At 40.5% G+C, this 12,469-nt stretch carries 9 protein-coding genes; all 9 read left to right on the top strand.

Going from position 1 to position 12,469, the window contains the following annotated elements:
* Positions 1-4: 4 nt before the first annotated feature.
* Positions 5-1,582: a RagB/SusD family nutrient uptake outer membrane protein gene (locus ACK8P8_RS15010; protein WP_369860775.1), complete on the top strand. Its 1,578-nt coding sequence runs from the start codon at positions 5-7 to the stop codon at positions 1,580-1,582.
* A 19-nt stretch (positions 1,583-1,601) separates the two neighbouring features.
* A complete protein-coding gene (locus tag ACK8P8_RS15005) occupies positions 1,602-2,357 on the top strand; it encodes a DUF4843 domain-containing protein (protein WP_369860774.1) in 756 nt (251 codons plus the stop codon).
* An 18-nt stretch (positions 2,358-2,375) separates the two neighbouring features.
* On the top strand, positions 2,376-3,959 hold the full coding sequence (locus tag ACK8P8_RS15000) for a PKD-like family lipoprotein (RefSeq protein WP_369860773.1): 1,584 nt from the start codon (positions 2,376-2,378) through the stop codon (positions 3,957-3,959).
* A 36-nt stretch (positions 3,960-3,995) separates the two neighbouring features.
* Positions 3,996-4,931 (top strand): ABC transporter ATP-binding protein, encoded by a 936-nt coding sequence (locus ACK8P8_RS14995; protein ID WP_292266947.1) that lies wholly within the window; start codon positions 3,996-3,998, stop codon positions 4,929-4,931.
* Between the two features lies 1 nt (position 4,932).
* On the top strand, positions 4,933-7,245 hold the full coding sequence (locus tag ACK8P8_RS14990) for a Gldg family protein (protein ID WP_369860772.1): 2,313 nt from the start codon (positions 4,933-4,935) through the stop codon (positions 7,243-7,245).
* 7 nt (positions 7,246-7,252) lie between these two features.
* A complete protein-coding gene (locus tag ACK8P8_RS14985) occupies positions 7,253-8,185 on the top strand; it encodes an ABC transporter ATP-binding protein (protein WP_369860771.1) in 933 nt (310 codons plus the stop codon).
* Positions 8,186-8,199: 14 nt separating this feature from the next.
* Complete coding sequence (locus tag ACK8P8_RS14980; protein ID WP_369860770.1) at positions 8,200-10,500, top strand: Gldg family protein; 2,301 nt, start codon at positions 8,200-8,202, stop codon at positions 10,498-10,500.
* Positions 10,501-10,650: 150 nt separating this feature from the next.
* The gene (locus ACK8P8_RS14975; protein ID WP_186977727.1) at positions 10,651-11,202 is read left to right on the top strand and encodes an RNA polymerase sigma factor; all 552 of its coding nucleotides are present in this window, start codon (positions 10,651-10,653) and stop codon (positions 11,200-11,202) included.
* 49 nt (positions 11,203-11,251) lie between these two features.
* Positions 11,252-12,409: a FecR family protein gene (locus tag ACK8P8_RS14970; RefSeq protein ID WP_369860769.1), complete on the top strand. Its 1,158-nt coding sequence runs from the start codon at positions 11,252-11,254 to the stop codon at positions 12,407-12,409.
* The last annotated feature ends 60 nt before the right edge of the window (positions 12,410-12,469 follow it).

Here is a 12,469-nt window from a genome sequence, read left to right as displayed (position 1 = left end):
AGAGATGAAAACACGTATAAAATTATTATTATTCGCGATGGCTTTTATCCTGTCTTCTTGTGAAAGCTGGTTGGATTTGAAGCCTGTGACGCAAGCCACGGAAGAGCAAATCTTTAGTACGGCGGAAGGTTATCGTTCTACATTGAACGGATTGTACAAGAATATGGGAAAGTCATCGCTGTATGGAAAGAATCTGTCATTTGCGATGTTGGACGGTTTTTCTCAGCAATATGATCTTAGTCCTGAAAATAATGGGGCGGAAGAATTTCAAGCTTGTGGAGAGATGAATTACGGGCAGGTACAACTGGCAGCAAGTATCGAAAAAACTTGGATGGCTGCTTATAATGTTGTTGCCAATGCAAATAACCTGATTCAGAATTTAGTGGAAAATACAACTCCTGAATTATTTGAATTCGGGGCAATGGAGCGCAATATGATATTAGGAGAGGCTTACGCGTGCCGGGCGTTGATGCATTTTGATATGTTACGATTGTTTGCTCCCGCTCCGATAAGCGATGACGGGGCAAATTATGTTCCTTATGTAGAGCAATATCCTAATATTCAACCAGCAGGAATATCAGTAAAAGAGTGTATCAATAAGGTTATAACCGATTTGGAGCAAGCGAGAGAACTTGTGTTTGATTTTGATACGTCAGCACTTGCGATGAATGCCGTGTGTACGGGGGATGCCCGGTTTTATAATAAATTCCCGTCTTACACGGAATTAGGGAGTAAGCCTAGTGCGTTGACGGATTTTTTCAAGGGACGCGGCTATCGATTAAACTATTATTCGATAACGGCTTTGTTGGCTCGCGCATATCAATACGCGGAGAGATATGATGATGCTTTTGAAGCAGCAGATGCGGTGTTGAAATTTAAATATGAAGCCAGCCAGTGGGATAAATTTACATTTTATGAATTCAAGACCACGGGTATAACGAACGGGACAGATAATAGGGCTGAGACCTTTGAAGGTAAGTCCAACCTGCGTTTGGTCGACAATCTGATATTTGCAGTGTATAATGCGAAAGCTTATGACGAATTGTGGTTAGGAACGTATTTCTTGAAAGAATCCACGGGAGCTGGGGCACAATATTTTGTTGTGCGGACAGATAATATTTTTAAATCTTCAAAAGGTAGCGATGAATCTGCCAACGACATTCGTTACTCGAAAATGATTTTCTTGGCACAAGACAAGTATCCTGTTTCCGGCAAATGGTTCTATCATGAAGATGAAGCGATGCGTAAAAAAAATGTGACGATACTTCCTGTTATCCGGGGCACAGAAATGCAATATATCATGGCGGAGTACTATGCTCGAAAAGGAAATTGGACAGAGGCTACTAATATTTTGAATGAGATTCGCAGGGCTAGAGGATGTTGGGATGATATCTCTTTTGATAAATGGGAAGATTTTGTGAAAGAGTTGGTTATTGACGCTCGTCGGGAATGGATTTCTGAAGGACAATTGTTCTATCTCTATAAACGATTGAATGCGGATGTCGATTTCGGAAAAGGCGTGAAACGTCCTTTTAAACGGCAGGAAGCTGTTGTTCCTATGCCGGCAAGCCAATCTATGTAAAATTTAAAAGTAAAATGAGATGAAAAAACAATATGTGATATTTATGTTATTGTTGGCTGTCGTGTTCGGGGCGTGTGACAGGAGAGAGATTGAAATATTTACTGATAAGAATGAAATTTATTTCGAGAAGTTCTATATCGATGAAGTGTATCCCGGTTTGGCGCAAGCTGATTCCACTGTAGCTTCTTTTTTCTTTTATCCCGATGGAACCAAGGATATTGAAGCAGCCTTGACCGTATTATTATCCGGGGATACGTTGAAAGAGAATCGAGAATTTCAATTGAAAGTGGTAGAGGAGGAAACTACGGCTAACCCGGAGGAATATACAATAGATCCGGCGTATGTTTTTCACACCAATACAGTGAACAAAGACTCTAATGATGTGCGTGATGTAATCAAGATAAAATTTCACCGGAGTGACCGGATTGAGTCCATGCCGAACGGAGTTACTTTGGTTGTTGAAATTATACCCAACGAGTATTTGAAATTGGGACAGATTGAGCGGACTCGGGCTAAACTGATCTTGACAACGGTAGCTGATAGACCAACATGGTGGAATAAAGAGGTCGAAAATAATTTATTAGGAGATTATTCAGGGAAAAAATATAAATTGTTTTTGAATGAAATAGATAAAAAAGCGGAGATGAGTGAGGAGTTAATCGCTAAACATCCGGATAGAGCTATTCAATTGACACTGGAGTTCAAAAATTGGCTGTTGAATCAAGACCCAGTAATTCTGGATGAAGATGAAGAGCCAATGGAAGTTGCTTTATAATTTTTAATTAGATATCCTATGAAAACCAATATATATATAACATTATTTGTTGCACTGTTTATGGCAGGGTGTTTTGAAGATGAGGGAAATTACACTTATCTGCCTGAATCATCTCCAACTTTTCTTTTTAAATCGCCCAACCACATGTATTGTTACGAGGGAGAAACGACAATTATGAAAGGGGAATTCCGTTTTGATACGCCGGATTCGTTGGAGAGAATGGCTGATTTGAGTTTTGAATGGAAACTGAATGGGGTGGTGTTATGTACGGAAAAAGATTTTAATGTTCCCACGGATGAAGCGATGGAAATGCTCGGGCTTTCGGAGTTTCCTTCGTCACATTTAGTCGGGAGTTATAGTATAACGGAAAATTCGACAGGATTAAAGTATATGACTACCGTGTTATATAATTTTGTTCCTAAATATGGTAAAGGAAATTGGATGATTCTTTCTAAAGACGGAGGAAATTCAAAACTTTCTTACCAGCGGATGACGAAAAAGAATAACGGAAATAAAGTAGATACGACTTTTGAAAATACGATAGGGATTTATCGGATGATGAATGGAGAGCCGATACCCGGGAGTCCACGGAAATTATTAGATCATCACGCTCCTGCGCTATCTGCTTATTCCGGTGCCACGTTGATTCTTACGGATAAAGTCGCTTATGAGGTCAGTAATGAAAGTCTCAAGAAAGCAAGTGATTTGAAAGATGAGTTTCTGGATGGAACTCCGGTGAATTTTAGTATTGTTGATGCCTACTATACGAAGCAGCTGACTTTTTTGGTGGCAGAAGACGGTCGTCTTTTCCGTCGGTTATTTTCCGATAATTATTTAGGCGGGAAATTTTTGACGGAATCGTATGAGGTGGATGCTAAAGGATATGAGATAGATTTTATTGCCAATGGTCAGACGGCAACGTGGACTTCCCATCGTTTAGTTTATGACAGAAAGAATCATAGAGTATTGTCAATCAATCAGTGGTATACTCCTTTTGGAGCGATTTTCCCGATAACACCTTTGGGTTCAGGGCATAGTGTTCCTGTTTGGGATTTGGGTGAGGAGGTCGAGGTTTTGGCTATCAGTGAAAAAGGAGAAGAGTATTTAAGTCCTTATACAGCCAAATTGTTTAAGATGATTTATAATAAAGCCGGTAAAACTTATATTGCTGATTTTGTTCTGGATAGTAATCCTCCAGCCTATTATGCTAGTGCACTGAATAATTCTTATATGAAAGAGGTGGAATGTCCGGTACAATTGACAAAAGCGAATAAAATTTTAATAACATCTGCCAATAGTCCGGGTAATTACGGAAAGTTTATTTTTTACACCAAGGATAATGAATTGCGCTATATTGATTGTGGAAGTAATTATCAAGAAGGTATATTTATGACTTTTCACGATAAGGTGACGGCAATACATTATGACTTATCTTCTTCTAGACACAAAGAATTTGGTGTCGGATTGGCTAACGGAGATTTTATGAGAGTGGATATTCGAGATAAAAATAAACCTTTTATAATTAAAAAATCGGTGTTTAACGTAGGAGGAGAAATTGTAGATGTTTCTCAAACTTCGACACGAGAGTATAATGCAGAATAAGAAACGTATTTGTATGTAAATCACTAATTGTATCGTATGGAAAATTCTATTGTAAGAGTGGAACATTTGTCCCACAGGTACTCTGTGCAGTGGGCTATCAAGGATATAAACTTTGAAATAGCTGAAAATGGGGTAGTTGGCTTGTTGGGTTCGAATGGAGCGGGGAAATCTACTACCATGAATATCATTTGCGGGGTATTGAATCAGACTGAAGGGAATGTGTTTATAAACGGAATTAATTTGAGGGAGGATTCGGTTGAAGCCAAAAAGTATATCGGTTTTTTACCTCAGCAGCCGCCGTTGTACACGGACTTGACCGTGGGAGAATATTTAAAGCATTCGGCTTTTTTGCGGTTAATGCCTGCCGAGGAGGTTCCCGGGGCTGTTGAGCGAGCTTTGGAACGTTGTGCCATTACCCATTTTCGGGATCGTTTGATAAAGAATTTATCGGGCGGTTACCAACAGCGGGTGGGGATCGCGCAAGCTATCGTGCACAATCCCAAGTTCGTGGTATTGGATGAGCCCACGAACGGGTTAGACCCGAATCAGATCGTGGATATCCGGAATTTAATCCGGGAGATTGCGGAGGATCATGCTGTTTTGTTATCCACGCATATTCTGTCGGAGGTGCAGGCTATTTGTGACGAGATCAAGATGATAGAGCACGGGCGATTGGTATTTTCCGGCAGTATGGAAGATTTTGACAATTATATCGCTCCCGAGAGTTTTGTCATCAAACTCGGACGTTCTCCCGGTAAAGTTGTCTTGTCTTCTTTGTGTGAGAATAAAGGTATCGAGGAATTGGAACCGGGATGTTTCCGGATTTATTTTAAAGAAGATAGCGGGATCACGGAAAAATATATAGAAGCAAGTGAAGCGAATGATTGGGAATTAAGAGATTTGGTGGTAGAACGTTGTTCTTTGGATGAAATATTCGCACAATTGTCAGGAAAAACAAAAAATATGGAGTAAGATGAAATGGAATAATAATATAAAGACTGCTATTCGCGTAGCGAAGATCGAGTTGAATTCGATGTTCTATTCCCCGGTGGCTTGGCTTGTTTTAGTGATATTCGGTTTTCAGATCGGGATGGCTTTTGCCCGGGTGTTTGGCGAGCAAATCCGATATCAGGATATGGGATATGATTTGTGGCAGGTTACTTCTGCCGTGTTCGTGGGGATGAAGGGTATATTACCTCCTATTCAAAGATATATTTATTTGTATATCCCGTTAATTACCATGGGATTGATGAGTCGGGAATACCAGAGTGGGTCGATCAAACTTTTGTATTCTTCCCCGGTAAAGAATGCTTCCATTATCATGGGGAAATTTTTATCGATGATGATATACGGTTTGGCATTAATGGCAGTGTTGGGTGTATTTGTGTTGTTTGCCGCGATTACCGTCGTGAACTTTGATTACCCGATGATACTTACCGGAATGCTGGGGTTGTATTTATTAATACTGGCTTATTCCGCGATAGGATTGTTTATGTCGTCAATTACCAAATATCAGGTGGTTGCGGCTATTGGAACATTGGCGATACTTGCAATTTTGAATTTTATAGGCGGTGTCGGACAGGAGTATGATTTCGTGCGTAATATCACGTATTGGTTATCTATCACCGGGCGTTCGGATTCATTTATCGAGGGGTTGATGGCAAGTGACGACGTGCTTTATTTCTTGATTGTCATCGGTTTCTTTCTCTCGTTGTCCATACTGAAATTGAACACGGAAAAGAGTATTATGTCTTTCAAGACAAAGGTGATGAAATACAGCGCTATTGTTGTGGTGGCAATAGCCTTGGGGTACGTTTCCTCGCTTTCTTCGATGAAGTATTATTATGATGCGACGTACACGAAGTCAAACACGCTTTCCAAGGAAAGTCAGGAAGTGCTTAAAAATTTGGAAGGAGATTTGACGATTACGACTTATGTCAATTTGTTGGACGAGAGTTTTTATTACGGTTTACCCCGTAACAGGAACAAGGATTTTGAACGGTTTGAAAAGTATTTCCGATTTAAGCCGGATATAAAAATGAAATATGTCTATTACTATGATAAGGCTAATAACCCGAGTCTGGAATGGAGGTACCCGAATAAGACGGACGACGAACGGGTTGATCTGTTATGCAAAGCGAACCGTTTGGATATAAAGATGTTTATGACGCCGGATGAGATCAAGGGCGTGATTGATTTAAAGCCGGAATTGAACAGGTTTCTCCGCATCGTGGAACGGGAGAACGGGCAAAAGGCTTATTTAAGAATGTTCAATGATAATAATAAACATCCGGATGAGGCGGAGATTTCAGCTGCTTTGAAACGTTTTATTTCACCTTCACCGATGGTTGCTTTCTCCACGGGTTACGGTTCGCGGGAAATGGATAATTACGGGGGAAGAGGATTTTACCTGTTTGCCAAGGATAAGTGGTTCCGTCAATCGTTGTTGAACAATGGTTTCGACACGAAAACAATAGATTTGGATAAAGATGAAATTGACGATTCGATCCAAGTGTTGGTTATATCCGACCTGCGGGAACCATTGTCTGACGTGGCAATGAATAACGTTCAGAAATATATTGACAGAGGAGGGAATTTGTTTATTTTAGGTGAATATAACCGGGAAGTGAATATGAATAAACTGGTTGCGTCTTTAGGTGTTAAATTTGAAGAAGGCGTGGTGGTGAATAAAAATGAATACACTTCTCCGACAGTACTTGTCGGTTTCTTTACCCCGGAAGCGGCGAAGAAATATCCGACATACGAGAAATTGCAGAAATATGCTTACGTGGTAGCCTTACCCACGGCACAGGCGATTGATTATTCCGGCGTTAAAGATTTTGAGGTGACTCCGGTATTGGTTTCAGATCAGGATGCTTGGATCGAGAAAGAAACAACGGATTTTGTTGACGGGGAGTTTGAGTATAACCCGGAAGCGGGAGAGAAAAAAGGAGTACATGCCGTGTTGGTCACGTTAAGCCGAAAGGTCGGTGATAAAGAACAGCGGATCGTGATTTCAGGGGATGCCGATGTGGTGGCTAACGAAGCGTTGACCTCTCAGTTCACGGGAATTAGTGCATCCAATTACAGTATTATCAATGGTTCATTCCGTTGGTTGTCGAATGAACAATTCCCTGTTGACACGAGAAGAGCGGATTATATAGATACCAGCCTGCGTCTTCCGAAAGGATGCCGTTCGTGGGTAAATTGGGGTAGCATGTGTGTTTTCCCTTTGCTTATCTGTATGTTAGGAATCGTGGTAATATTTCGTAGGAAACGGAAATAAATAAGTTATGGCAAATAAAATAGTTGAAGTGAAAGGTCTTTCACACCGTTATAGTGTGGATTGGGCTATCAGAGATATAAATTTCGAGATTGAAACGAAAGGAGTGTTTGGCTTGTTGGGCTCCAATGGAGCCGGTAAGTCCACGACCATGAATATTATATGCAATGTATTGACTCAGACGGAAGGAGATGTTTTTATCAACGGGGTAAATCTTCGGAAAGATCCGATTCAGGCGAAGAAGTTTATCGGGTTCTTACCCCAGAAAGCCCCTTTGCACACGGATATGACCGTTGATGAATACCTGTACCATTGTGCTGATATTCGTTTGATGCCGAAGGCGGATATTCCGGCTGCAGTGGAAAGGGCTAAAGAAAAATGTGGCATCACTCATTTCAGCAAAAGGGTGATTGGTAATCTTTCCGGGGGATATCAGCAACGCGTAGGGATAGCGCAAGCTATTATCCATGATCCGATGTTTGTGATTCTGGATGAACCCACGAACGGGTTGGATCCCAACCAGATCATGGAAATTCGCCATTTGATTCGGGGAATAGCGGAAGAACGGGCTGTATTGATTTCGACACATATACTTCCGGAAGTACAGGCGACATGTGATTATATCATGATGATCGAACATGGAAATACGGTATTTAAAGGAACGATAGAAGATTTTAATAACTACATGGAACCTAGTGTGCTATTGGTGATTATGCATAATGCCCCGGAAAATGATGCCGATCTTTTGAGTATAGAAGGAATGAAACGGGTGGAGCGATTGACACGAACCCGTATCCGTTTACACTTCACGGATGGGGATACCGCGATTGTCGGGAGAGTTGTAAATAAAGCGATTAGCAATAACTGGCATCTGCGAGAGATATCTTTGGAAAAAGAGTCTTTGGATAAAGTATTCGCTAAATTATCTGGAAAATCATTCTAAAAGAATTTATATTGATGAGGACAATAACAAGAATAATGAAGACAGAACTGAGAGTTCTGTTCTTTTCCCCGATAGCTTGGATGGTACTGATTGTTTTTGCTTTTCAAGCAGGATTGGCTTATTGTGATGAATATGCTAATCAGTTGCGTGATCTGGCGATGGGATACAGACCTTATTATTTGACGAGGTCTTTGTTGGCAGGATATGGTGGGGTATTTACACAAATGTTGAATTATCTCTACTTGTATATTCCACTTTTAACGATGGGGTTAATGAGCCGGGAGTTGAGCAGCGGTTCTATCAAACTGCTTTATTCATCTCCGGTTTCAAACTTGCAGATTGTATTGGGAAAATATCTCTCGATTGTAGTTTACGGTTTGATATTGGTATGTATATTGTTGATTCCCTTGTTCTTCACGGTATTCACGATAAAGGAGCCGGATATTCCGTTAATGTTCACGGCTTTGTTAGGTGTGTTTCTTACGGTATGCGCTTATGGGGCTATCGGTTTATTTATGTCCACGATCACGAAATATCAAGTTGTAGCGGCAATCGGGACTTTGGCGGTACTAGCCGTGCTGAATTTTATCGGCGGTGTCGGGCAAAATATTGACTTCGTGCGGGATTTGACTTATTGGTTGTCCATTTCCGGTCGCTCGAAGATATTTTTGGAAGGTATGATTTGTAGCCGGGATATTTTTTATTTCGTGTTGGTTATTTTCATGTTTTTGGTATTCACGTTCATTAAATTGCAAGGGGAACGGTTGAAGAGGACAGTGTGGCGGACGTCCGGTAGTTACTTGTTTGTTTTCGCTATGGTGTTATTGGCAGGATATGGTTCTTCACGTCCTCAAATGATGGTTTATTACGATGCAACGGCGACGAAATTGAATACCCTTACAGAGAATAGTCAGGAGATAGTGAAACAACTGGACGGGGGGCTGACCTTGACGACATACGTGAATTTATTGGATGATACTTGGTACAACGGTGCTCCGGATTCTAAAAATTACGATATGGAGCGTTTCGAGAACTACGTGCGCTTCAAACCTGAGATGAAAATCAATTACGTGTATTATTACGGGAAGGGTACAAACCAGCACTATGACAAGGTGTACAAAGATTTGTCCGTGGAAGAACGAATGAAAAAAGTATGCGAGGGGTACGATTATAACCCGGAAATGTTCATTTCTGCGGAGGAAGTACAGAAAATGGATGACATCTCGGAAGAAAACGGACGTTTTGTTCGGGTTTTCAAACGGGATAACGGTCAAAAAGCATTTTTGCGTATCTATAATGATATGTATGTCCATCCCTTCGAGAGTGAGATCACGGCGGCATTAAAAACGTTGGTCGGCAAATCACCTCTGGTAGCGTTTGTCAAGGGACATGGGGAACGTGAATGTAACGATTACGGGGATCGGGGATATGCCGCTTTTGCCAAGAATCCGACGTTTCGGAGTGCACTGATTAACCAAGGTTATCAAGTTCGGGAATTGACGCTTGGGGAGTCCGTTCCGGATAACGTGGATGTATTGGTTCTTGCCGATATGAAATCAGCTTTTACCCCGGAAGAACAAGCGAATTATGATGCTTATGTGGAGCGGGGTGGTAATTTGATTGTGTTAGGGGAACCGAAACGCCAGATATTCATGAACCCCGTGGTGGAGAAGTTGGGATTGCGTTTTTCTGATGGAATTCTGGTAGCTCCGTCCAAAGAATATTTAGATGATATTATTGCCGTGAATGTCATGGAGGGAGCGTTAAAAGCTTCGCCCTATTTTATGGATATGATAAGACGGGGATATACCGTAATAACCCCTTCGGCGTGTGCCGTTCAAGTGGTGGATGGGAATAAAGGTTTTGAAATTTCGGAAGTATTGGCAACTTCTCCCCGGGGCTCTTGGCTTGAGTATGAAACAACGGATTTTGTGAATGAAACTTCCCAATTGAATCCGGAAAAAGGAGAAATCGAGCAATCCAACTCGGTCATGCTATATTTGACACGGGATATACCGGATAAACCGCAGCAACGGATATTCGTGCTCGGTGATGCCGATTGTTTGTCCACGAAAGAATTATCAACCCAACGGGCTGGATTGAACGGTGCGAATTTTAGCATGATCACGGAAATGTTCCGTAGCCTCTCTTATGGAGAATATCCGATAGAAACTGCTCGGGTGCGTCCACCGGATGATAATGTCTACATCCCGCAGGATTCAATGTTCTGGCTTCAGCTATTCTTTATTTGGTTGATACCATTGTCTATTCTGGCGTGGTGTATCATGTTCTTGATCGGGAGAAAGAGAAAATAATTTTCGAAGACCGTAGATGTGTTTTGTGAAGGAGGTGTCCGTTAATTTCGGATGCCTCCTTCTTTTGTCAAAGTGTTTTCAAAATTATGGGAAGGTTTTGGTATTTCAAATTAAGTCGTATATTTGTACAAGTTACGTGAAGGTGTACAAATGAATACGGATGATAATTTATTGATCAAACAAATTGCCCGAGGGGATGAGGGAGCATTTAAAGCTTTGTATGAAGAGTTTTTTCATGTATTGCTGGCAGTTGCTTGTAAATACGTGGAACGGGAAGTGGCGGAAGATATCGTGCAGGATGTGTTTTTTAAATTGTGGAGTACTCCTCAAAAATTTCTGCACACGACAGATTTACGTTTTTATTTGTATCGTTCGGTTCAGAACGGGTGTTTGAATTATATCCGGAACAAGAAAGTTGAGGAGGGGTATAGAAATAAAGCAGAGATGGTCACGGAAGATTTCTTTTATAATGTTTTGTTGGAAGAAGAAATTTTTATTCGGTTGAGAAAAGCTGTCGATGAACTTCCGGAGAAATATCGCGTGGTAATAAACTTGAATTTAGATGGATTGAGTGACAAAGAAATTGCCGAAAGGTTGGGTATCACGCTAGATGCTGTCAAACAGCAGAAAAAGAGAGGAAAAGAGCGATTGAGAGAGCATCTGGATCATCCTTTCTTGATATTGTTTTTGATTTTTCTTTAATTTTTTGTCACTTTTCTTGTTGTTCCGTGTCATTTAATAAAAAAATAAAATGACGGAACGATTTCAATATATTAATCACATTGCAGATTTAATTGCTTTAGAGCTAACAGGGAAAATTAGTGGAGAAGAGCAACAAGAATTGGACTGTTGGAAAAAAGAGTCTCCGGAGCATATGGAGTTATACAAGAAATATCATTCGGAGATTTTTGTGGCTCATAAATTTGAATTTGTAAAGGAACATGATCTTAGAGAAGCCTATCAAGTTTTCGTGGAGAGAACATATAGAGCCGTACGACGTAGACGGAGAATCATGTTTTATCGCTACGTCGGAGTTATTCTTTTGTTATTTACGCTTGGAAGTATCGTTTTTTTGACTCGGGAGAAAGAAGAAGTTCCTGTATTTTTAGCACAAAAGATAATGCCTGGGACTTGTAAAGCTGTCCTAACCCAACCGGACGGTTTGAAAGTGGATATTTCAAATACATCTTATTTGGATTATATTACAAATAAGTCTTTGCCTGTAGTTTCCATGGAGAAGGAGGAACTCGATACACTTCCCTTGCGTTATTATACTATTACTATACCACGGGGCGGAGAGTATTCGTTGACATTAAGTGATGGTAGTATTTTGACAATGAATTCGGAGTCAGAAATTCGTATTCCGGAGAATTTTGATAAAAGACAACGGGATGTTTACATGAGTGGGGAGATTTATTTCGAAATAGCTCGGGATACGGCAGTCCCTTTTATTGTTCATACTGATCGCGGAAATATTAAAGTCTTGGGGACTTCTTTTAATGTTAGGGATTATCAGGACGAAACTTTTCTGGAAACAACTCTTGTAAGTGGAAAAATTGCATTTAATCAATCCGAAAAGGAGGTTTATTTGAAGCCTAATGAACAGTTGCGTTTAAATAAAGAGAACGGAGAAACTACCGTGGAAATGGTTGATGTTCGTTTATATTGTTCGTGGAAAGAGGGGCGTTTTGTTTTCGAGAAGGAACGTTTGGAAAATATAATGAATACAATATCCCGATGGTATAACATTAATGTTTCTTATGAAGATCAAGCCGTGAAGGATATTTTATTTACCGGAAATATCAAACGGTATGGTGACTTGGAACAAGTGATTGAAATGTTGAAATTAATAAACAAAATTGATATCGAAGTAAAAGGAAATGATGTTTTTATAAAGGATTGCCAATAAAAAAACAGGTGATACTCTCAATATCACCTGTTTAATTCTCCCGGAGAATGTCCGGAAAAA

The sequence above is a fragment of the Butyricimonas muris genome (assembly GCF_046365375.1).
Lineage (GTDB): Bacteria > Bacteroidota > Bacteroidia > Bacteroidales > Marinifilaceae > Butyricimonas > Butyricimonas muris.
This window is presented reverse-complemented; position numbering and strand designations above follow the sequence as displayed.